The sequence below is a fragment of the Paractinoplanes rhizophilus genome, assembly GCF_042664765.1.
Taxonomy (GTDB): Bacteria; Actinomycetota; Actinomycetes; order Mycobacteriales; family Micromonosporaceae; genus Actinoplanes; species Actinoplanes rhizophilus.
Genome location: NZ_JBHTBJ010000003.1, coordinates 21033 through 43252 on the forward strand (window position 1 = coordinate 21033; position 22220 = coordinate 43252).

Sequence of the window (22220 nt, forward strand, 5' to 3'; positions counted from 1 at the left end):
GCGGGCCGCCAACGGCGCGCGCAGCATGACGACGACCGCCTCGGCGAGGAGCCCGGCGCCGATCGTCCCGGCCGTCGGCTACGTCGGGCCGGCGCTTTTCGAGATCACCGCGGTCATCGTGTGCAGCATGGTGCGGGCGGCGTCGGCCGCTGTCTCGGGCGTGCCCGGCCGGCCGCTGTCCAGCCAGGACTCGATGACCTCGATGGCCAGGGCCGGCATCAGCCGGGACGCCCACCGCCGCAGGCCCTCGTCGGGGATGCGGTCGCGGAGGTGGTCGTCGCTGATCGCGATCGCCTCGGTGGAGAGCTCCACCGCGTAGCTCTGGAACTCGGGCTCGTGCGCGGCGTGGATGAACAGCAGGCGGAAGCCGTCAGGATCGTCGGCGGCGAATGCGGCCAGCGCGCTCAGGCTCCCGGCGCCCAGCCCGGACGGCGCACGGACCGCCTCGGTCAGGCGCTCGGCCACGTCGTCGAGTACCGCTTGGTAGAGCGACGCCTTGGAGTCGAAGTGCCGGTAGAGGATGACCTTGCTGATGCCCGCCTCGGCGGCCACCTCGTCGAGGACGGTCGCCGCGAACCCGTTGCGCGCGAACGCGTGGCGGGCGCCCTCGATCACGGCCCGCCGGCGATCCTGGCGCCCCAGCAGCACGCGGCCGGTCGGGGTCGGCGGCGTCGCCTTGCGCACCCTGCCCTTCGCCGCCGGCCCGGTCATGCGGTCACTCTACCCACCGGCCTCTTCGCCGAGGACCGACCGGCGCGGGGCAGCCAGCGGAAGGTCAGCGCGGAGAGGACGACCCCGGCGAGCGTCCACGCGCCGAGGATCGCGACATGCCGGCCGACCCCGGCGGCCGACCCGGTCAGCCCGCTCTCGACCAGTGCGGCGAACGGCTGCGCCGGCAGCCAGCCCGCCAGCCGGTAGACCCAGGCCGGCTCCTCGGTCGCCGGGAAGAACACGCCGGAGATGAACAGCAGCGGCAGGTAAGTCAGCGAGAGCACCGGCCAGGCCGACGCCGGCCGGGGGATCAGGCCGGCCACCGCGGTGCCGAGCGCCGCCCAGCACAGCGTGCCGATCACGACGGCCAGCGCCAGCGCGGGCACCCGGGACAGCGCGATGTGGACGTGCACCACGTCCCACGCGACCGCCAGTGCGACGGCCGACGACAGCAGCGCGACGATCAGCGTCGCGACCACCCGGCCGGTGAGATAGCACCAGGCCGGCAGCGCCGTGCCCCGCAGTCGCTTGAGCACGCCCTGCTCGCGGGCGCCGACCAGGCCGGTGGCATGGGTGACGTAGCCGATCGAGATCACGCTGAACACGACGGCCCCCGCGACCAGGTAGCTGAACGTCGAGGCGGGCGTGCTGTCCGAGCTCATCTTGAGCGCCATCAGCAGCAGCGCGGGCAGCAGGATCGCCGAGACCAGCGCCCGCGACGTACGGATCAGCAGGCGGATCTGGTATTTGATCTGGCCACCGAGATAGCTCAGCGCCGAGACCGGTGCCGGTGGCTCGCCGGCGAGGACCTCAGACATGGCTCACCTCCGTCTCGCCGTTCTCCTTGGCCGGATGCGTGGTGAGCCGGAGATAGACCTCCTCGAAGCTGGCCGGGGTGACCGACAGCCCGGCCAGCTCGGCGGACCGGGAGCGGGCCAGGTCGGTGAGCGCGCCGACCACCCGGGTGACCTCGGCCGTACGGATCGTGGCCTGCTCGCCGTCGACCTCGGCGCCGGACAGCGGCCCGGTGAGGTCGGAGCGCTGAACGGCGGCCCCGAGCCGGAAGGTGACCTCGGTGCGCAGGCCGACGTGCTCGGCGATCCCGTCCGGGGTGTCGTCGGCGACCACGCGGCCGTCGGCGATCACCACCACCCGGTCGGCGAGCCGCTGCGCCTCCTCAAGGTAGTGGGTGGTGAGCAGCACGGTGGTGCCCTCGGCCCGGAGCGCCTCGATGATCGCCCATGCCTGCCGGCGAGCGGCCGGGTCGAAGCCGGTGGTCGGCTCGTCAAGGAACAGCACCCGGGGCCGCCCGATGATGCCGACGCCGAGGTCGACGCGGCGCAGCTGGCCGCCGGAGAGCTGGCCGAGGCGGACCTTGGCCTGCTCGGTGAGACCCACCGACTCCATCACCTCGGCGTACGGCCGGGGTTTGCGGTAGAGGCTGCCGTAGAAGGCCAGGGTCTCGGCGACGGTCAGTTCCGCGTCGAGCCCGGTGGACTGCAGGACAATGCCCAGCTGGGCCCGCCAGTGCGGACCGCCGTCGCGCGGGTCGGTGCCGAGCACGGTCACCTCGCCCGCCGTGCGATCCCGGAAGCCCTCGAGAATCTCGACGGTCGTGGTCTTGCCGGCCCCGTTGGCGCCGAGGACCGCCACGGTCTCGCCCTGCCGCCCGGTGAAACTGACGTCGTGGACGACCTCGCGGTCGCCGTACCGCTTGACCAGATGGCGCACCGAAATCGCATCCATCAGCCCACACCCTGACTGTTACTCACAAATAAACACTCGCACGACAACTCTCACGAGTCAACACTGACGCGTTAACAGTGGTGGCGGCGAATGTGGCGACCGGCCTGGCAGCTTGATCGACTGCCTGGTTGACTGTCCGGGGTGAACTACGCGGCGCCCCGCCGAGGGCGGACTCTGGCCCGGGCGATCGTCGGTGGGGCCGTCTATCTGACCGGCGTCGGGTTGCTCGTTCATGCCATTCACACCCAGGCCGACATGTACGCTCCGGGCGGTCTTCTCGCCGGCGTAGGCGCCGGACTGCAGGGGCCGGCCGTGCGCACGCTGCTGCGGGCGCGCAAGAGGAGGCGACGCCGAACCGGCTGAGACGCCGGACCGGCGGCGGCGGCCGGCGCCACCTTCAGCGTCACGTTGCCGCTTCGGGTGGAGCTCGCCGCCGCTTCCCGACCACTCAGACCAACTCGAGCTGCTGCGGTTCGGGGGTCACGGCCTCGGGAGCCGGACGCGCCGCCCGCAGCGACCAGAGCGCCACCGGCACCCCCACCGCCACCAGGATCGCCGCCACCACCAGCGAGAACTGGTAGCCGGCCAGGTACCGGTGCAGTTCGGCGCCGCTGGCCGCGTTGGAGCGGTTGGTCAGGATCGCGCCGAGGATGGTGATGCCGAGCAGGCCGAAGACCTCGCGGGAGACGTTGAGCATGCCCGAGCCGACCCCGGCCCGCTCGGCCGGCAGCGCGCCGACGATCACGTTGTTCAGCGGGACCAGCATGCCGCCGCCGACGCCGTAGAGCAGGAACCAGCCGAGCAGGTCGCCGTACGTGGTGCCCTCGCCGTAGCCGGAGATGCCGAAGATCGCGACCGCCATCAGGCCCAGGCCGAGCGCCACCGTGCGGCCGGCGCCGAAGCGCACCTCCAGCCGCGGCGCGAGCGTCGCCGTCACGGCCATGACCAGCGCCATCGGCACAAACGCCGACCCCGCCTCGGTGGGCGAGAAACCGAGCACGTTCTGCAAGTAGATGGCCGTGTAGAAGTAGATGCCGAAGACGCCGAACGCCCACAGGCCCATGGCGAGCAGGCCGCCGGTGAACACCCGCTGCCGCAGGAAGCCCAGATCCATCATCGGGTTGGCCGAGCGCAGCTCGATGACCACGAACGCGACGGCGGCCACCGCGGCGACCGCGAACGACGCCAGGATCACGCCGGAGGTCCAGCCGCGCGACTCGCCCTCGATGAGCGCGTACGTGAGGGCGAACAGCGCGACCGACGAGGTGAGCACGCCGGGCACGTCGAAGCCGCGGGCGGCGCCGCGCCGGGCGGCCGGGACGCTCCATGCGGTCAGGGCGGCGGTGGCCACGCCGATCGGCGCGTTGATCAGGAAGATCCAGCCCCAGGACGCGTGCTGGCTGAGCCACCCGCCGGTGAACGGGCCGATCGCCAGGGCCAGCGCGCCGACCGCGCCCCAGATGCCGATCGCGGTGCCGCGCTCGCGCGGGTCGGGGAAGAGCTGGGGGAGCAGGGCCAGCGAGGCCGGGGTGAGCAGCGCCGCGCCGATGCCCTGCACCGCGCGGGCGCCGATCAGCATCTCCTGGCTCTGCGCGAGGCCGGCCGCGACCGAGGCGGCGGTGAAGACGGCGAGGCCGGCGAAGAACGCCGTGCGGGTGCCGAGCACGTCGGCGATCCGGCCGCCGGCCAGCAGCAGGCCGGCGAAGACCAGCACGTACGCGCTGGCGATCCACTCCAGCCCGGAGAGGCTCAGCTCGAGGTCCCGCTGGATGGACGGGAGGGCCACGTTGACCACGTTGTTGTCGAGATACGTCATGAAGGTGCCGAGCGCGACCGCCACCAGCGCCCACCACCTGCGGTTCTTGTCCATCATTCCCCCTGTACGGCGTCCTTGTACAACGTACATGTACTAGGTACATGACACCTATACGTTGTATGGTTGTCAAGTGGCAGGCGAGAGATTGAGCAGGGCGGCGGTCGCCGAGCGGGCGTTGCGGCTCGGCGACGAGGAGGGCGTGGAGGCGGTCACGATCCGCCGCCTCGCGCAGGAGCTGGGCGTCACGCCGATGGCCCTGTACTGGCATTTCAAGAACAAGGACGAGCTGCTGCTCGGGGTCGTCGACCACGCGCTCTCCACCGTCCGGGCCGACCGTGCCGCCACGGATCCGTGGCCGAAGCAGCTGCGCGCGATGGTTGAGGCGCTCGTCACAGTGATGCGCCAGCACCCCAGCCTGGCCGACCTCATGTTCGCGATCGACAAGAGCCAGGGCGAGAGCTTCACCCGGGCCACCAACGACGCGCTCGCCCTGCTCACCGAGGCCGGGTTCGGCATCGAGGAGGCATACTGGGTGGCGACCCACCTGCTGCACACCGCGATCGGCCTGGTGCAGGCGCAGCCGGACTGCCCGATGAACGTGCCGGCCGACCAGGCCGCCGAATGGCGCCGGCAGAAGCGCCTCTCGATGGAGAGCCTCCCGGCCGACAAATACCCCATGGTGGTCGCCTTCGCCGCGACGTACGCGCGGGCGCTCGACACCGAGCGCTACTACGCCTTCGGCATCGACCTGGCGATGGCCGGCGTCGAGGCGATGGCCCACTCGATCGCCGCGGAATTGGATCAGCCGGACGCCCGCGCCCGGCGTACCGTCGAAGCGTGACAACAGTCGACTTCTATTTCGACCCCGCCTGCCCCTTCGCTTGGATCACCTCTCGCTGGATGCTCGAGGTCAAGAGCCTCCGCGACGACGTCGACCTCCGCTTCCACGTGATGAGCCTCTACGTGCTCAACGAGGGCCGCGACCTCCCCGAGTGGTATCGCGAGCTCGTCGACCGATCGCTCGGCACCGTCCGGGTGGTGACCGCGGCCAAGGAGAAGCACGGCGACGAGGTGCTCGCCCCCCTCTACACCGCCCTCGGCACCCGCATTCACAACCAGGGCAACAAGGACTTCGACGTGGTGGTCCGCGAGGCGCTGGCCGAGGTGGGCCTGCCCGCCGAGCTGGCCGAGGCGGCCACCGCCACCGAGTGGGACGAAGAGCTGCGCCGCAGCCACCACGAGGGGATGGACCCGGTCGGCGACGACGTGGGCACCCCGACCATGCACATCGACGGGATCGCGTTCTTCGGGCCGGTGCTGTCCAGCATCCCGCGCGGCGACGACGCGCTCAAGATCTTCGACGGCGCGGTGGCGCTGGCGTCGTACCCCGACTTCTTCGAGCTGAAGCGGACCCGGACGGGCGGGCTGAACTTCGACTGACCCGCGGTGATTTTGCTAACCGCCGAGGGAGCAATCCTCAAGAACACCTAGTGGCCGGCCGTACTGGCCGCCATGCACAAGGTCGATACGTACGCCTCGATCAGCGTCGTGATCTGCAGCTACGCCGACCAGCGCCGGCCGGATCTGCGCCGCGCCGGCGCCTCGGTCGAGGCCCAGCTGGACGAGCGCGACGAGCTGATCCTGGTGATCGACCACAACGACGCGCTGCTCGAGTGGGCGCGCGCCGAGTTCCCCCGGGCCCGGGTGGTCGCCAACGGCGGCCGCCCGGGCCTTTCCGACGCCCGCAACACCGGCGTCGAGAGCGCCCGCGGCGATGTGGTGGCGTTCCTCGACGACGACGCGGTCGCCGCCCCCGGCTGGATGGCCGGGCTGCGGGCGGCGTTCGCGACCGACGACGTGGCGGTGGCCGGCACCGCGGTCCGGCCGAGCTGGGAGGGCGGGCACGCCCCGCGCTGGTTCCCCGACGAGTTCGGCTGGGTGGTCGGGTGCAGCTACCGCGGCCTGCCCGAGGTCAAGAGCCGGGTACGCAACCCGATCGGCGCGTCGATGGCGGTGCGCCGATCGGTCTTCGCCGAGGTGGGCGGCTTCTCCCAGGCGATCGGCCGGGTCGGCACCAAGCCGGTGGGCTGCGAGGAGACCGAGTTCTGCATCCGGGTGGCGGCGTACGACCCGGGCCACCAGGTCGTCTTCGACCCGCTGACCGCGGTCGACCACTACGTGCCGGCCGCCCGGCAGACCATGCGCTACTTCCTGAGCCGCTGCTATCACGAGGGGCGGTCGAAGCGGATCGTCTCACTGCTGCAGGGGGCCGGCGCCGCCCTGTCGACCGAGCGCCGGTACGTGCGGATCACGCTGCCGGCGGCGGTGCTCAACGGGATCGCGGGGGCCCGGCGCCGCCCGGACGGTTTGCTCCGCGCGGGCGTGGTGCTCGCCGGCCTCGGCAGCACGGTGGCCGGATATGTCGTCGAGTCGTTGCGCCGCGCGCCGCTGACCCAATTCCGGGAATAGGCCCGATCCGCGGCGAAAGCGACGGATCCTGATCGCAACGGCGATCGGGGAAAAGGACCGTGAACGCAACACCATTCCGCTTCAGCATCATCGTTCCCACCTATAACCGGCGGGACATTCTGCGGGACACCGTGGCCTCGATAGCGGCGACCGTCCGGCCGTGGCCGTGCGAGCTGATCGTGGTGGTCGACGGTTCCACCGACGGCACGGCCGAGGCGCTGGGCGAGCTGGTGCTGCCGTTGCCGATCAAGGTGCTGGACCAGCCGAACCGGGGCGCCGCCGCGGCCCGCAACGCCGGGGCCGCCGTCGCCCGCGGCCGGTTCCTGCTCTTCCTCGACGACGACATGACCGTCGAGCCGGATCTGATCATCGAGCACGACAAGACCCTCCTCGCCGGCGCCGACGCGGTGGTCGGGCACATGCAGATCGACGACCGCTCGCCGGTGAACATCCTGACCCGCGGCGTCGAGCGGTGGGCGACCGAGCGGCGGGTCCGGCTCGACCTGTCCGGCGGGCGGCTCGGCGTCGCCGATTTCCTCACCGGGCAGCTGTCGGTGCGTGCGGAATGGTTCACCAAGGTCGGCGGGTTCGACCGGGCCCTCACCGCACACGGCACCTTCGGCGGCGAGGACACCGACCTCGTCTACCGGCTGCTGCAGGAGGGCGCGCGGGCCCGGTTCGCCCCGAACGCCGTCTCCCACCAGCGGTACGTGGTCTCGGCCGAGCAGAACATCCGCCAGTGGCGGCAGGCCGGCGAGTCCGACGCCATCCTCTCCCGCAAGCATCCGGGCCTCGGCGCGGTGCTCAGCGCCGGGCACCGCGGCGACACCCTCGACGGGCGCCTCGCCAAGGCGATCGCCACGCTGCCGCAGGCCCCGGTGCGGGCGCTCAGCAGCCGGGTCGTCGAGCGGGTGGACCGCGGGCGGATGGATCTGGCCACCGAGTTCTTCTTCGCGAAGGTGCGCGACATCGCGTACTGGACCGGGGCGCGGGCGAACGGCGGGCTGGTCCGCACCGCGGCCACCGGGGTGGGCATCCTCGCCTACCACGCGATCGAGGAGATCGACGATCCGCGCGTCGGGCGGTACAGCGTCGCCCCCGCGCGGTTCGCGGCGCAGATCTCGGCGCTGGTCCAGGCCGGGTACACCTTCATCGACGGCGACGACCTGCTGGAGCATCTGGCGGGGCGGCCGCTCAAGCCGCGCAGCGTGCTGCTGACCTTCGACGACGCGTACGAGAGCATGCTCACCCACGCGGCGCCGGTCCTCGAGCGGCACGGCATCCCCGCGGTGGTCTGCGTCGTCAGCGACGAGATCGGCGGCTACAACGCGTGGGACGTGGCACACGGCGCGGGCAAGCTGCCCCTGCTCACCGCCGAGCAGCTCGGCGAGATCCACGGCCGCGGCTGGGAGCTGGCCTCGCACAGCCGCCGGCACGCCCACCTCACCACGCTGGGCGACGCCGTCCTGCGGGCCGACCTCGCCGGGTCGCGGACGGCGGTGACCGCGCTGGGGCACGGCGAGGCGCGGTTCCTCGCATACCCGTACGGCGAGCACGATCGTCGCGTCCGCGACCGCGCCCGGCGGGCCGGATACGCCGCCGCGTTCGCGCTCACCACCGCGCGGGCCCATCCCGCTCCCGGCAACCGGTACGCCCTGCCCCGCGTCGAGGTGTGCCGCGAGACCACCCCCGTCGAGCTGCTGCACCAGCTGGCCGATCCGGCCCGGCTCGATCCACGCGACGTCCTGCGGCGCGAGCTGGGTGGCCTGGCGAGCGGCGTGCTGGCCCTGATGCGCCGCGCCGGGAGCCACCCGGCCGAGCCGGCCACGCCGGCCATCTGGTGCTGCGACTTCGACCTGGCCGGGGACGCGACGTCGGCGATGGTCCCGCCGCGCGACGAGACCACGATGCGGGTGCTCGTCCGGCTGCACGGCGAGCCGCTCGGTTACGTGACCCGGCCGCGTACCGGCACGCCGCGCGATCACGACGAGATCCGGGCCGCCGCCTGGCGCGAGCTCGGCGACCCGCTGGTGGCGCACCTCATCGAGGAGGGCGCCGAGATCCCCGAGGAGGCCGAGCGGGACGGGTGGCGCCCGGCCGGGCCGACCCGCAACTGCCCCAACCATGTCGTCTCCGACGCGCTGGTCTCGGTCGTGGTCTGTACCCGCAACCGCAGCGAGTCGCTGCCCGCCTGCCTCGACCGGCTCGCCGCGGTCGCCTACCGGCCGGTCGAGTTCCTCGTCGTCGACAACGCGCCCGCCGACGACGCCACCCGGGCCGTGGTCGAGCGGTACGCGGCCGGCGACGACCGGTTCCGCTACGTCCGCGAGCCGCGCCCCGGCCTGTCCCGGGCCCGCAACGCCGGGCTCGCCGCCGCCCGCGGCCGCTACCTGGCCTACACCGACGACGACGTGGCGGTCGACCGCGGCTGGATCCACGGGCTGATCCGCGGCTTCCAGCGGCGCGACGACGTGGCCTGCGTGACCGGCCTGGTCTGCACCGCGGCGATCGGCAACGGCTCGGAGGCGTACTTCGACGCGCGGCTCGCCTCCTGGTCGACCCGCTGCCGGCCGCAGTTCTTCGACCTGTCGATGGGCGACCGGTACGGCGTGCTCTACCCGTTCTCGGCGGGCATCTTCGGCACCGGTGCGAGCTTCGCCTTCCAGCGGGAGCGGCTGGTCCGGGCGGGCGGCTTCGACGAGGCGCTGGGGGCCGGCACGCTCACCCGCGGCGGCGAGGACCTCGACATCTTCGTGCGGATCCTGCTCGACGGCGGGGCGATCGCCTACGAGCCGTCCGCCGTGGTCTGGCACCACCACCGGGCCGACGAGGCGTCGCTGCTGGAGCAGATGTACGGCTACGGCACCGGCCTGACCGCGTACCTGACCAAGCTGTTGCTCGACCCGTCGACCCGTAACCGGCTGCTCAGACGGGTGCCGGCCGGGCTCATCCGGATCGCCCAGATCCGCAGCCGCACCAACGAGCGGCTCGGCGCCACGGTCGCGGCCCCCGCCGGGGCGATGCGCCGCGAGCTCACCGGCTTCCTCGCCGGCCCGCTGCTCTACCTGCGCGCCCGGCGCGCCCGGGAAAGATCGAGGTGACGACCGAGTCGAGCACCGCCCATGCCCGGCTGGTCATCTCGGCGCTGAGCCTGTGCGCGTTCGCCCTCGGCCTGGCCGGGTTCCTCCTCGGCCTGCACGGCCCGCGAGTCGTCGGCTTCGTCGTGTACCTCCTGTTCGGCGCGGGCGCCGCGCCGTGGGCGATGTTCCCCCGCATCGGGCTGCCGTTGCGGCTCGCGCTGAGCGTCGGCGCCGCGTTCGCCACGCTGGTGATCGTCTCGACGGTGATGCTCGGGATCGGCTGGTGGCAGACCTTCGTCGCCACCGCCCTGGTGTGCGCGATCACCGTCCCGCTGCACGTCGCCGCGGTGCTGCGGATCCGCCTCGGGGGCCTGGCCGAGAAGCCGGCCGGGCCCGGGCCGGGCGTGCTCGCGGCCGGCACCGGCGCCCTGGTCTGCCTGATCTCCGCGGTCGCCCACCGGCACACCGATCCCGGGCTGTGGGGGTTCCTGACGCGGATCGGCCCGGTCTGGTACGTCGGCCTGGGCGTGATCGTCCTGTCGCTGGTGATCTCCCGGTGGCACCCCGCCGGGGTGCTCGCGCTCGTGGTGGTGCTGACCGCCACCCCGGCGATCGTCTACGACATGCCCCGGATCCAGTCCGCCGCCAAGCACGTCGAGCTGGTCGAGCAGATCCGTCATCAGCACGTCCTCGAGTCGAGTGTGGACGTCTACAACGGCTGGCCGGGCTTCTTCTCGGCGATGGCCTGGCTCGCCGACGCGGCCGGCATCCGCGACTCGATCCACCTGGCGACCGCGTGGCAGCTGTTGATCGGCCTGTCCGGCGTCGTGGCCGCGCGCTTCCTCGCCGGTCAAGTGATCAAGGACCGCGCGGCGGCCTGGCTCGCCGTCGTCCTCGGCGTGCTGGCCAACACGATCGGGCAGGACTACTTCTCGCCGCAGTCGGTGGGATACGTCCTCGCCGTCCTGATCTTCGGCTTCGCGCTCTCCGATCTCCCGCTGCGCCACAAGGTGCCGGCGATGACCGTCCTCGGCGCGACGATCGCGATCACCCACCAGCTCAGCCCGTACATCGCCGGCGGCGCGCTGTGCCTGCTGGTCCTGCTGCGCCGGCAGCGCCCGTGGTGGCTGCCGGCCACCGTGCTCGGCCCGGCCGCGCTCTGGGCCGTCGTCAACTGGCGTGACCTCAGCCGGTTCGTCAGCCTCAGCGACCTGGGCAGCTCCGGCAACCTGACCACGCCGACGCCCACCACCTCCGGCGGGCTGGGCCGGCTGCCGGTCTTTCTCGCCACCGAGGCGGCGCTCCTGCTGAGCCTGTTCATCCTCGGGGCGCTCGTCCTGGTCGTGCTGTGGCGGCAGCGCCGAAGTCTGAGCACCTGGGCATTGGTCGCTTGCCCGGGCGCCGGCCTGGCGATCGTGGTGGCTCACCCGTACGGAAAAGAAGGTCTTTATCGGGCGGTGTTGTTCGCGATTCCGTGGCTGGCCGTGCTCGCCGCCCAGGCGAACATCGGCCGGAAGGCCGCTCAGCTCGCCGTCGTCGCGGTGCTCACGGCCGACTTCCTGGTCGGCACCTTCGCCCTGGACGCCTCGAACGTCATGCGCGCGGGCGACCGCGACGCCTTCCAGGTCTTCGCGCGGACCCCGACCGACGGCGCGGTCAACTACTGCCTGATCATCGGGCCCGGCGACGTGCCGAGCGGGCCGATCGCCGGGCCGCTCACCCACCTCTCGGTCTACCGCACCGACATCGACGCCGCCGACGACTTCACGATCGCCAGCACGCCGAACTCGGGCCTGGTCGAGACGATGACCGACGCGCTCATCGACTATTCCGGCTCCAACGATCCGACCGACCGGCTCTTCGCCTTCTGGTCGCCGACCTCCTCGTACTACGGCTGGGAGTACGGACTGCACACGCCGGCCCGGTTCGCCGCGCTGCGCAACGCCTTCGGCAACTCGCCGCTCTGGAAGGTCGTGTTCGCCGAGGGCGGCTCGGTTCTCTTCGCATACACGGGCGCCTGATGTCCGCGTCCCCGGAGCCGGAGAAGGGCCACATCGCCCAGCTGTTCGGGCGCGACTCGCTCTACATGCTGATGTGGGCCGTGCAGATCATCGGCGCCGCGCTGCTCACCCCGATCACCACGCGGGTGCTCGGCTTGCCCGAGTTCGGCACGATCACCTCGGCCAACGCGGTCATGCAGGTCCTGTTCGTCTTTGCCGGCCTGGGGCTGCAGACCGCGGTGCAGCGCGAATACTCGACCTTCGAGAACCCGCGCGGGGCCCACCAACTGATCCTGGCCGCGCTCGTGATCACCGCCGGCTTCTCCGCGGCGGCCTGGTTCACCGTGCCGTTCTGGGCCGGCGCGCTCGAGATGGGCGACGAGCAGACGGCGCTGCGCTGGGCCGTGCTGTGGGCCGGGTCGTCGGCGCTGACCACCATCTCGCTGGGCCTGCTGCGCAGCCTCGACAAGCTGCTGATGTTCAGCGCGGTCAGCTTCCTGCAGGCGGTGGTGGCCGAGGCCCTCGCGCTGGGCCTGGTGAAGTTCTACCGGCCGACGGCCGAGGTGTTTCTCGGCGGGCAGGTCGCCGCGCAGTTCGTGGCGGCGCTTCTCGGCCTGGTGGTGGCGCCGCCGGCCCTGCTGCTCTGGCGCGACCGGCACGTGCTGGACCGCGCGCTGCGCTTCGCCCTGCCGTTGGTGCCGGCCGCGCTGAGCACGTTCGTGCTGTCGGTCTCCGACCGGCTCGTCGTGGAGGCGCAACTGGGCAGCGCGGAGGTGGCGCGCTACCAGGTCGCGTACAACGTCGCCTCGATGCCGATGTTGTTGCTGTCGGTGCTGAACTCGGCCTGGATGCCGCGGTTCTTCGGCATCGCCGACGAGTCGGAGCGGCGCGGCGTGCTGGCCTCGAGCCGGGACGCGCTGTATCGGCTGATGCTCCCGGTGGTGGTCGGCTTCGCGTGCGGCGCGCCGCTGGTGCTGCGGATCTGGGCGCCCGCCTCCTATCACCCCGCGCGGCTGCACTTCGTCGTGTGCATCGTCCTGATCACCGCGATTCCGTACGCGGGCCAGCTCGCCGTCACCCGCACGCTGATGGCCGACGGCCGGACCGGAGCCGCCGCGATCGGCACGCTGCTCGCCGCGGTCCTCAACGTCGGGCTCAACCTGGCGCTCGTGCCCCGCTTCGGGCTGGAGGGGTGCGCTTTCGCCACGCTGGCCGCGTACGTCTTTCTCTATGTCGCCCTGGAGGCGTTCGGCCGGGGCGCCCGGGTGCCGCCGTCGCCGGCCGTCCTCAAGATCCAGCTCGCCGGCGCCGCCGCGCTCGCCCTCGCCTCCGCGTGGGTGAGCGAGAACGCGCTCACCCTGTCCCTGCGCGCGATCGCCGGAGCCGCGACGCTTGTCTGGTTCGTCCGGGTGCTGCGCACGATCGGGACCGAGAACCGGGAGACCGAGGAGCGCACCCGGCCGGTGCACGCCGAGGTGCTCATGGTGGCGGCGACCATCGAAATGTCCGGGATCATTCCCGAGCGTCGCCGGGGCGAGCGGCGGGCCGTCCCGGCGACGCCCCGGGAGGACGAGCGTCGCTTCGACGACCGCCGCCTGACCGGCAAACATTGGTCCCGGCCCCCGGTGGGCGAAGACCATCTCGAAGGGCCAAGATGAGTTCATGACCTATGTTGTGGTGGGCGGCGGCCTGGCCGCCGGCAAAGCGGTGGAGACCCTGCGTGACGAGGGCTTCGAGGGCCCGGTCACGCTGATCGGGTCGGAGACCGAGATTCCGTACGAGCGGCCCCCGCTCTCCAAGGGCCTTCTGCTGGGCACCGACGCGGTGGACAGCGTGTACGTCCATACCGCGCAGTGGTATCCGGAGCACAACGTCACGCTGCGCCTCGGCACGACCGTGACCTCGATCGACCGCGCGGCCAAGCGGGTGCGGCTCGACGGCGGCGACGAGATCGAGTACGAGAAGCTGCTGCTCGCCACCGGCTCGACGCCCCGGCCGCTCCCGGTGCCGGGCGGCGATCGCGCGCTGCTGCTGCGCACGCTCGGCGACTCGCAGCGCATCTCCGCGGCGGTCACCGGCAGCAGCCGGGTCGTGGTCATCGGCGCCGGCTGGATCGGCCTCGAGGTCGCCGCGGCCGCGCGCAGCCGTGGCGCGACCGTCGACGTCGTCGAGCGGGCTGCTCTTCCGCTGGTGAACGTGCTGGGTCCGGAAATCGCCGAGGTCTTCGCCGGCCTGCACCGGGCCAACGGCGTCACCCTGCACCTGGGCGCCCAGGTCGAGGCGGTCGAGGAGGGCGCGGTGCGGCTGGCCGGCGGCGAGACGCTCGCGGCCGACGTGGTGATCGCCGGCATCGGTGTCACGCCGAACGTGGGATTGGCCGCCGACGCGGGTCTGGCCGTCGACAACGGCGTGCTGGTCGACCGCCGGCTGGCCACCAGCGATCCCGACATCTTCGCGGCCGGCGACATCGCCAACGTCGACCATCCCTACCTTCGGCACCGGGTCCGCGTCGAGCACTGGGCGACCGCGCTCAACACCGGCCCGGTGGCGGCCCGGGCGATGCTGGGCCAGGACGTCTCGTACGACAAGCTGCCGTACTTCTACACCGACCAGTTCGACCTCGGCATGGAGTACACCGGCTGGATCGCGCCCGGCGAGAAGGCCGAGGTGGTCGTCCGCGGCGACCTCGCCACCCGCGAGTTCATCGCGTTCTGGCTGGTCGACGGCAAGGTCGCGGCCGGCATGAACGTCAACGTGTGGGACGTGACCGACCAGATCGAGGCGCTGATCCGCTCGGGCCGCCCGATCGACCCCGAGCGCCTGGCCGACACCGGCATCGCCCTGCCCGACCTGCTGTAGGTTTGGCGACCGGTTACCGGGCCGCGTCGCCGAGGCTGCTGGCCATGGTGCGCGGAAATCTCGGGGCCTAGAGTTCCCTTGTGGATCGCATGAACTCGTCGGATCGGATGAACACCTCGGTGGCGCACCCGGCCCGGCGGTACAACTACTGGCTGGGCGGCAAGGACCATTTCGCGGCCGACCGGGAGTCGGGCGATCTGCTGGCGAAGGCGTTCCCCACGGCCCGGATCGCCGCCCTGGAAAATCGGGACTTCCTGCGGCGAAGCGTCAAGTTCCTCGCGGAAAGCGGCATCCGCCAGTTCCTCGACATCGGGACCGGCTTGCCCGTTCCGGACAACACCCATGAGGTCGCGCAGCGGGTCGCCCCGGAGTCGCGGGTGCTCTATGTGGACAACGACCCGATCGTGATGGCCCATTCGCGCGCGCTGACCGTCGGCACGCCGGCGGGGCGCACCGGGTACGTCGAGGCCGACCTGCGCTCGCCCGAGGCGATTCTCGGGCACCCGGAGCTGCGGGCGGTGCTCGATCTGCGCCGGCCGGTGGGGCTGCTGCTGGTCGCGGTCCTGCACTTCATCCACGACGACGAGCAGGCCGTGACGGTGGTGCGGCAGTTGCTCGACGCGCTGGCGCCGGGCAGCTATCTGGTCGCGAGCAACCTGACCCTCGACTACGCGCCGCCGGAGCAGGTGGCGAAGCACCAGGAGCTGCTGGCCTCGGGCCGCACCGACGCCCGCGCCCGCGACAGGCCGGAGTTCGCGCGGTTCTTCGCGGGCCTCGACCTGATCGAGCCGGGTGTCGTCTCGGTCAGCGACTGGCGTCCGGCTCGCGACGACCGGCCGACCGCCCGGGACGTCGCCATCTACGGCGCGGTGGGCCGAAAACCCTAGGCGCCGCCCGCCTCCACCCGGTCGCGCCCGGCCCGCGTCGCCGCGCAAAGCCGGTGGTCGTCCGGCGTCGTACCCATCTCTTGTTCGCTTTCGCTTGCCGGCGCCGTGCGCTCTCCCCGCGCCCGCGGTCCCGACCAGATCGCGGCGTTGAGCGCCGCCCACGCCGCGCCGATCAGCACCGCCGCCACGGTCTCGCTGGTGCGGCTCCACCCCAGATAGACCCACGAGCCGGCGAACACCACCACGTAGATCGCGGCGGCCGTCCAGACCGTGACCCGCCACTTCCAGGGCAGGTTCGCGGAGAGCATCCAGGCGAGCAGGCCGACCGCCCCGGCGAGCTGCGCGGTGTGCCCGGCGGCCATGGTCGCCATCGGCCCGGCCCGGTCGAAGGGGATGGAGCCGTCGAACTCGCCGGCCGCCGGGAAGACCACTGAACTGGGCGCGCGCCAGCTCTCCCAGGCCGGCGCCGTGGTCAGCGCGAACGCCGCGGCCAGCACGGCGATCGGCAGAACCGGACCGACCGCGGTGATCAGCCCTTCCCGCGCGCCCCGCCGCCGCCGGAACCACCACCGGCCCAGCGAAACGGCCGCGGCGATGCCGAAGAGCACGGCCGGGTCGGCCAAGGTCGCGGTGTCGAGTGCGAAGAGGTAGCCGTCCGAGGTCCATTGCCCGCGGGCCCAGTCGGTGATGGTCACATCGGCGTCCGCGAGGCCGCTGAACCGTACGACCGTCGGCACCACGAGGACGAGGAGCGCCGCCAGCCCGAAGAGCAGCCCGGCGCCCAGCCCCAGCTCGACCACCGGCCCCGCATCCCGGCCCCGCCAAAGCGTGACCCTCCGCGGTCGCCATCGCAGCCGGAGGCGGGCGTTGGCGAGCGAGTAGAAGGGCCGCGGATGGCGGCCCAGCCATCGCCCGAGCAGCATCAGCACGACAACCAGAACAGCCAGCACGGCCACGGCGCCACCGGCCCGGCCGGCCCGCGCCACGAGCAGGTCATAGGACGCGCCGGCCAGATAGCTGGCACCGACCATCCACAGTGCCCAGAGCGCCGCGGCCGGCGTGTGCCAGACCGCGAAGCGCCGGTACGGCACCCCGTTCACCGCCGCCAGCCGCGGGACCAGCGTGCGCGCCCCCACGATCCACTGCCCGAGGAAGACCGCCCGGCCGCCGTGCCGCGCGAAGAGCCGCTCGGCCCGATCCCAGCGCTTCTCGCCGACCCGCTGCCCGAGCCGGCCGGTGCGGAGCCTGGGCCCGCGCCGCCGCCCCGAGTGGAACGCGGCCGTCCCGCCGATCAGCCCGGCCGCGACCGCCACGACGAGCGCCGGCCCGATCGGCACGGTGCCCGCGTTGGCCAGCAGCCCGAGGGCGATCAGCGCGGTAGCGGCCGGCAGGACCAGCCCGGCGACGAACGCGGACTCCGCCGCGACGAGCGCTCCGACGACGACGTACACCAGGATCGGAGGGAGGCCGCCGAGCAGATCGTTGAGCACACCGGTGACGCTATGCAGCCGATTCGCGACCCTCAATCGGTGATCGCCCTTAGGGCTCATGGGGGTATGACTGGGGGATGGACATTCTCGTAGCCGGCGGCCACGGCCAAGTCGCCCTCCGCCTGTTGAAGCTGCTCGCCGCCGACGACCACACCGCGCGGGGGCTGATCCGCAAGCCGGCGCAGGCGGGCGACCTGCGGGCGGTGGGTGCCGTGCCGGTCATCGGCGACCTGGAGAACGACGCCTCGCTCGCCGCGTACGTGAAGGGCGCCGACGCCGTGGTCTTCGCGGCCGGCGCCGGGCCGGGCAGTGGTCCGGCCCGCAAGCGCACCGTCGACCTGGGCGGCGCGGTCAAGCTCGCCGACGCCGCGACGGCCGAGTCCGTGTCCCGCTATGTGATGGTCTCGTCCATCGGCGCCGAGGACCCGGCCGCCGGCGGCGCCATGCGGCCGTACCTGGAGGCAAAGGCAGAGGCTGACGCGTACGTCGTGGCGAGCGGCCTCGACTACACGATCGTCCGCCCCGGCCACCTCACCGACGACCCCGGCACCGGGCTCGTCAAGGTCAGCCGCACCCTCGGGAACAGGGGCCCGATCCCTCGCGACGACGTGGCCGCCGTCCTCGCCGCCTGCCTGCAAAGCCCGTCGACGATCGGCGTCACGTTCGAGCTCTTCGCCGGCGACACTCCGATCGCCGAGGCCCTAGCCTTCTGAGCGTCGGCCGTTCTTCACTGTGGGCCCTTTCCGGCGTCGGCGAGGTGGGCGGCCAGGGCCCGGGCTTCGTTGCGCAATTGTTCTGCCCGATCCGCGTACCCGCTCTGCTCGTACTCGTCGGCGGCCGTCTCCCTCTCGACCACCTCGGCCCGGACGATGTCCTCGACCTCGACCTCGGTCAGCGCCCGGCGGGCGACCTCGGTCGCCCCGACACCCACCGCGATGTGCTCGATCGCGAGGCTCGTGCCCGGCGCTTCCGCGGCCGGCGCGACCGCCTCGGCGTTGTCGATCGCCGCCAGGGTGGCCCGCAGCGCCGCCGTGGCCGCCCGGTCGCGCGACTTCATGGCAGCCGGCAGCGCCGCACGAAGCTGCTGCCGCAGGGAGATCTCCGTCATGACGGCGACGGGATCGCGCCTCACATGTGGCCGGCCCTTCGCCCGCGCCGCGCCCCCGCTCTCCGCGCGCGACTCCGTTCCGTCGCGGCTTCGCATTGCGCCGCCGCGTCCCCTGGCCTCGCCGTCGAGCACGGGTCACCGACGACCACGCGGCAGCGTCCCGCCCGCGGCGCGTGTCGGGTCAGCCCGCGCCTTTGTCAGTTGTCGCCGAACTCCCGCCGGAGGTGTGGCAGCAGCGCGGCCAGCGCCGGGCTCGTCCGCGGTCGCCACACGAGCGCGAGCAGCGCCGGGATCCCCAGCTCGGTGATCGGCACGGCCACGAGTCCGGGGTGCAGCTTGCCCATCGACTCGCTCAGCACCGCGATGCCCAGGCCCCGCGCCGCCATGTCGGCGACGGCCGCGGGCGCCGACGCGACCAGCACCACGTCGGGAATCAGGCTCGCGGACACGCACGCCTCGTCGAAGGCGGCCCGGATGCCGGTCCCCTCCGGGAGGGTGACGAGAGAGTAGGCCATCAGCTCGCGCAGCGGCAGCCCGGCCACGCTCGCCTGTGGATGGTCGGGCGGCACCAGTGCCACCAGGCCCTCGCTGGCGATCACCTGGGCGGAGAGGTGCTCGGGCGGCGCGCACGCGACGCCGACGAGGGCGATGTCGGCCAGGCCGGTCCGTACGGAGTTGACGAGAGTGCGGGAGTCGTCCTCGAGCAGTTCCAATTCGATCGCCGGGTGCTCGCGGTGGAAGGCGGCCAGCGCGGCGAACAGCGGAGTGATCTCGCAGCCGGTCACCATCCCGACCGTGAGGTGCCCGCGGACCAGGCCCTTCACCTCGTCGATCGCCTGGCGCAGACGGGTGGCCGCGGTCAGCGCCGCCTGGGCGTACTCGAGGGCCACCCGACCCGCCTCGGTAAGTCGCGCGACCCGCCCGGACCGGTCGAAAAGCTCGGCGCCCAGCTCGGCCTCCAGCGCCTTGACCTGGGCGCTCACCCCGGACTGGCTGATGTGCACGCGCTGGGCGGCGCGGGTGAATCCGGCCTCCTCGGCCACCGCCACGAAGTATTCGAGCTGCCGCAGTTCCATAACCGCAAATTCTAGCTCTCAGAAAAACTATGCGTTGGACTTCTGAATCGCACCGCGCGAGGGTGGAGTCATGACCGAACGCGAAAAGGCTCGTCAGCCCGAAGACCTGACCCGGCTGTTCGTCGAGCGCGCCAACGCGAAGGACGCGGAGGGCCTCGCCCTGCTCTACGAGGAGGATGCGGTGATGGCCTATCCGCCCGGACAACAGACCGTCGGCCGGGCAGCGATCCAAAAGCTGTGGGAGCAGGCGCTGCCGCACATGCCGGCCTTCGAGCCGGAGCAGCCGCTGCCGACGCTGATCAGCGGTGACCTGGCGCTGACCTCGACCCCGCCCAAGGACAACGCCGGCGCCCGCGCGCAGGTGGTGCGCCGCCAGCCCGACGGCACCTGGCTGCGCGTGCTCGACCAGCCCGAGTTCGTCACCCCGAAAGACTGATCCCCGGCAAGCGCCTGCTTCCGGCGCCCGCGATCTCGCGGGTGGGGATGCGACCCGGCCGCCCCGGGGAATGAGCGGCCGGATCGCTACGGGTGGATCTTGGATCGCTACGGGTGGATCAGAGCGCGATCCGCTGACCGGGGAAGATCAGGTCGGGGTTGCTGATGGTGCTGGTGTTCAGCTGGTACAGGGTGTGCCAGCCGCCCTTGATGTGGTTGCTCGTGGCGATGGCCGACAGCGTGTCGCCGGAGCGGACGACGTAGGTCTTGCCGGTGGCCTTCGCGGTCGTGCTACGGGTGACCTTGTGCGAGGTGGTCGCCCGGGTGGCCTGCTTGGTGGCCTTGTCGGCGGTCGACTTCGACTTGTGGGCCGAGCTGGACTTGTGGGCTGAGCTCGACTTGTGGGCTGAGCTCGACTTGTGGGTCGACTTCGACGACTTGGAGCCGCTCGTGTTGGTGCCCTTGTAGTGCTTCGAGGAGCCGGCCTTCTTGCCGCAGACCGGCCACGCGCCGATGCCCTGGCCGTTCAGCACCTTCTCGGCGATCCGGATCTGCTGCGCCTTGCTCGCCTTGTTCGCGGTGCTGGCGTACTTGGTGCCGCCGTAGGCCTTCCACGTGCTGCGGCTGAACTGCAGCCCGCCGTAGTAGCCGTTGCCGGTGTTGATGCTCCAGTTGCCGCCCGACTCGCACTGCGCGACCGCGTCCCAGTTCACACTGGACGCCTGCGCGGGGGAAGCGGGGCCCAGCAGGGCGGCCGTGCCCGCGACGCCGAAGGCGGCGAGGCCGATCGCGAAACGGGCGTGCTTGCGCGCCCGCGGCGTGCGGGCATGCTTGTGGATCTGTGCCATGAAAGAGAACCCTCCACGCCTGCGAGGTCAGCTGTCGGGTTCGGGCTGAGGTGCCCGGCCGCCATCGTGCGGCTTCACCCCGAGGCGCGCGCATCGCGCGCCGAGGAACGTTTGGGTCCCCCGCTCCCTGCCACGAGTTCGATGTCCGGCGGGCGGTGGCAGGGACTCGGCGTTCCACCCGCGGTGCCCGCATCGCGGACCGGCCGACGGTATCCACGGCTCAAGGAGAACGGCCAAGCCCAGCGCCTTAATGGTGACGTTGTTCTCAGCTATTGCCCCATTTGATCTTGCTTTATGTCGAGAATGACCGATTAACACGCTTGTGCGACCGAAGTCGTCGGTGGGGCCGGCCGATGCGTCATTACCGATCAGTAACTTGTTCGGCCGAACGCCGGAACCTGGTGCAGAATCGGCTGCCATGAGCGACCAGCCCCGCGATCACGACATCGTCGTCTACGGCGCCTCCGGCTTTGTCGGGGCGCTGGTGGCTCGATATCTGGCCGAGCACGCCCCGGCCGGCACGCGAATCGCCCTGGCCGGCCGCTCCGAGGCCAGGATCGCCGAGGTCAAGCGGCGTCTCGGCGTCGACTGGCCGGTTCTCGTGGCCGACGCCACCGACGTGCCGGCACTCGAGCGGATCGCGGCCGCGACGCGGGTGGTCGTCACCACCGTCGGGCCATATGCGAAATACGGCAAAGCGCTCGTCCGGGCCTGCGCCGCGGCCGGCACCGACTACGCCGACCTCACCGGCGAGGTGTTGTTCGCCCGGCAGAGCATCGACGACAACCACGAGCTCGCCCGCTCGACCGGCGCCCGCATCGTGCACTCCTGCGGCTTCGACTCGATCCCGTCCGACATCGGCGTGCACGTGCTCGCGCAGCAGGTCACGGCCGACGGCGCCGGCGAGCTCACCGACACCACGCTGGTCGTCACCAGCATGCGGGGCGGGATCAGCGGCGGCACGATCGACTCGATGCGCCATCAGCTCGACGTGGTCAAGAATGACGGCAAGTTGCGCCGGGTCGCCGCCAGCCCGTACTCGCTGACCCCCGACCGATCCGCCGAGCCCGATCTGGGCCGGCAGGACGACACCGCGGTTCTCTCCGGTTCCGCCGTGCATCCGCGGCTGCGCGGCACGCTCGCGCCGTTCTTCATGGCCTCCTACAACACCCGGGTGGTGCGCCGCAGCAACGCGCTGCGCGGCTGGGAGTACGGCCGAGCCTTCCGCTACCGCGAGGCGATGAGCGTCGGCGCCTCCCCGCTCTCCCCGGTGATCGCCCACGGCACCCGGCTCGGCCTCGGCGCGCTGATGGCCGGCCTGTCGCTGCCGCCGACCCGCTATGTCCTCGATCGCATCCTGCCCAAGCCGGGCGAGGGCCCGGACGAGCAGTCCCGCGAGAAGGGGCATTTCACCATGGATCTGTTCGCCACGACGACCTCCGGCGTCCGCTACTCGGCCCGGTTCCGGGCCAAGGGCGACCCCGGCTACGCCGCCACCGCCGTCATGCTCGGCGAGTCGGCCCTCGCCCTCGCTCACGACCGCGACGCGCTGCCGGCCACCGAGGGCGGCGTCCTGACGCCGGCCACCGCCCTGGGCGACGCCCTGGTGACCCGCCTGCGCGCGGCCGGCATGGAGATCGCCGCCCGTCGCGGCTGAATCCGCGTCCGGCCGGACGCAGCATCTCCTCGATGCTC

The 22220-nt window shown here is 72.1% G+C and carries 19 protein-coding genes and 1 riboswitch; of the genes, 11 read left to right on the plus strand and 8 right to left on the minus strand.

The window, feature by feature from the left end; translation table 11 throughout:
* Positions 1–78: 78 nt before the first annotated feature.
* From ACFQS1_RS05890 to ACFQS1_RS05905, 4 genes are all read right to left on the minus strand, one after another.
* A complete protein-coding gene (locus ACFQS1_RS05890; RefSeq protein ID WP_378965066.1) occupies positions 79–711 on the minus strand; it encodes a TetR/AcrR family transcriptional regulator in 633 nt (210 codons plus the stop codon).
* Complete coding sequence (locus tag ACFQS1_RS05895) at positions 708–1529, minus strand: ABC transporter permease (protein ID WP_378965067.1); 822 nt, start codon at positions 1527–1529, stop codon at positions 708–710. The genes ACFQS1_RS05890 and ACFQS1_RS05895 overlap by 4 nt, the downstream gene beginning before the upstream one ends.
* Entirely contained in the window at positions 1522–2457 is a 936-nt protein-coding gene (locus ACFQS1_RS05900; protein ID WP_378965068.1) for an ABC transporter ATP-binding protein, read from the minus strand. Before ACFQS1_RS05900 ends, ACFQS1_RS05895 begins: the two co-directional genes overlap by 8 nt.
* Before the next feature lie 448 nt (positions 2458–2905).
* Complete coding sequence (locus ACFQS1_RS05905) at positions 2906–4330, minus strand: MFS transporter (RefSeq protein ID WP_378965070.1); 1425 nt, start codon at positions 4328–4330, stop codon at positions 2906–2908.
* A gap of 73 nt (positions 4331–4403) precedes the next feature.
* Here ACFQS1_RS05905 and ACFQS1_RS05910 point away from each other — a divergent pair, with 73 nt between their 5' ends.
* The 8 genes from ACFQS1_RS05910 (at position 4404) to ACFQS1_RS05945 (ending at position 15568) form a co-directional block, all read left to right on the plus strand.
* Positions 4404–5114 carry a TetR/AcrR family transcriptional regulator gene (locus ACFQS1_RS05910; RefSeq protein WP_378965071.1) on the plus strand — a complete coding sequence of 237 codons (711 nt, stop codon included), beginning with the start codon at positions 4404–4406 and terminating at the stop codon, positions 5112–5114.
* Entirely contained in the window at positions 5111–5713 is a 603-nt protein-coding gene (locus ACFQS1_RS05915; RefSeq protein ID WP_378965072.1) for a mycothiol-dependent nitroreductase Rv2466c family protein, read from the plus strand. Before ACFQS1_RS05910 ends, ACFQS1_RS05915 begins: the two co-directional genes overlap by 4 nt.
* 72 nt (positions 5714–5785) lie before the next feature.
* On the plus strand, positions 5786–6742 hold the full coding sequence (locus tag ACFQS1_RS05920) for a glycosyltransferase family 2 protein (RefSeq protein ID WP_378965074.1): 957 nt from the start codon (positions 5786–5788) through the stop codon (positions 6740–6742).
* A 59-nt stretch (positions 6743–6801) separates the two neighbouring features.
* Entirely contained in the window at positions 6802–9843 is a 3042-nt protein-coding gene (locus tag ACFQS1_RS05925) for a glycosyltransferase (protein ID WP_378965075.1), read from the plus strand.
* On the plus strand, positions 9840–11843 hold the full coding sequence (locus ACFQS1_RS05930; RefSeq protein ID WP_378965076.1) for a hypothetical protein: 2004 nt from the start codon (positions 9840–9842) through the stop codon (positions 11841–11843). Before ACFQS1_RS05925 ends, ACFQS1_RS05930 begins: the two co-directional genes overlap by 4 nt.
* Complete coding sequence (locus ACFQS1_RS05935; protein WP_378965077.1) at positions 11843–13480, plus strand: lipopolysaccharide biosynthesis protein; 1638 nt, start codon at positions 11843–11845, stop codon at positions 13478–13480. The genes ACFQS1_RS05930 and ACFQS1_RS05935 overlap by 1 nt, the downstream gene beginning before the upstream one ends.
* Positions 13481–13484: 4 nt before the next feature.
* On the plus strand, positions 13485–14681 hold the full coding sequence (locus ACFQS1_RS05940; protein ID WP_378965079.1) for an NAD(P)/FAD-dependent oxidoreductase: 1197 nt from the start codon (positions 13485–13487) through the stop codon (positions 14679–14681).
* Positions 14682–14770: 89 nt separating this feature from the next.
* The gene (locus tag ACFQS1_RS05945) at positions 14771–15568 is read left to right on the plus strand and encodes an SAM-dependent methyltransferase (protein WP_378965414.1); all 798 of its coding nucleotides are present in this window, start codon (positions 14771–14773) and stop codon (positions 15566–15568) included.
* Here the strand turns inward: ACFQS1_RS05945 and ACFQS1_RS05950 are convergent.
* On the minus strand, positions 15565–17058 hold the full coding sequence (locus ACFQS1_RS05950) for a DedA family protein (protein ID WP_378965080.1): 1494 nt from the start codon (positions 17056–17058) through the stop codon (positions 15565–15567). The two genes, ACFQS1_RS05945 and ACFQS1_RS05950, sit on opposite strands and share 4 nt — an antisense overlap.
* Positions 17059–17135: 77 nt before the next feature.
* Between ACFQS1_RS05950 and ACFQS1_RS05955 the strand changes: the two genes are divergently transcribed.
* A complete protein-coding gene (locus tag ACFQS1_RS05955) occupies positions 17136–17771 on the plus strand; it encodes an SDR family oxidoreductase (protein WP_378965081.1) in 636 nt (211 codons plus the stop codon).
* Positions 17772–17785: 14 nt separating this feature from the next.
* On the opposite strand, the gene ACFQS1_RS05960 is transcribed toward ACFQS1_RS05955, so the two are convergent.
* Both ACFQS1_RS05960 and ACFQS1_RS05965 read right to left on the minus strand, forming a co-directional pair.
* Positions 17786–18166, minus strand: coding sequence for a GatB/YqeY domain-containing protein (locus ACFQS1_RS05960; protein ID WP_378965082.1), 381 nt, complete (start codon positions 18164–18166; stop codon positions 17786–17788).
* A gap of 197 nt (positions 18167–18363) precedes the next feature.
* Positions 18364–19242 carry a LysR family transcriptional regulator gene (locus ACFQS1_RS05965; RefSeq protein WP_378965083.1) on the minus strand — a complete coding sequence of 293 codons (879 nt, stop codon included), beginning with the start codon at positions 19240–19242 and terminating at the stop codon, positions 18364–18366.
* Between the two features lie 70 nt (positions 19243–19312).
* On the opposite strand from ACFQS1_RS05965, the gene ACFQS1_RS05970 reads away from it, so the two are divergent.
* A complete protein-coding gene (locus ACFQS1_RS05970) occupies positions 19313–19678 on the plus strand; it encodes a YybH family protein (RefSeq protein WP_378965085.1) in 366 nt (121 codons plus the stop codon).
* Between the two features lie 118 nt (positions 19679–19796).
* Here the strand turns inward: ACFQS1_RS05970 and ACFQS1_RS05975 are convergent, their stop codons facing one another.
* Entirely contained in the window at positions 19797–20525 is a 729-nt protein-coding gene (locus tag ACFQS1_RS05975; RefSeq protein WP_378965086.1) for a transglycosylase family protein, read from the minus strand.
* A gap of 1 nt (position 20526) precedes the next feature.
* A riboswitch (cyclic di-AMP (ydaO/yuaA leader) is annotated at positions 20527–20686 on the minus strand.
* Positions 20687–20943: 257 nt separating this feature from the next.
* Between ACFQS1_RS05975 and ACFQS1_RS05980 the strand changes: the two genes are divergently transcribed.
* A complete protein-coding gene (locus ACFQS1_RS05980) occupies positions 20944–22182 on the plus strand; it encodes a saccharopine dehydrogenase family protein (RefSeq protein ID WP_378965087.1) in 1239 nt (412 codons plus the stop codon).
* Positions 22183–22220 lie beyond the last annotated feature (38 nt).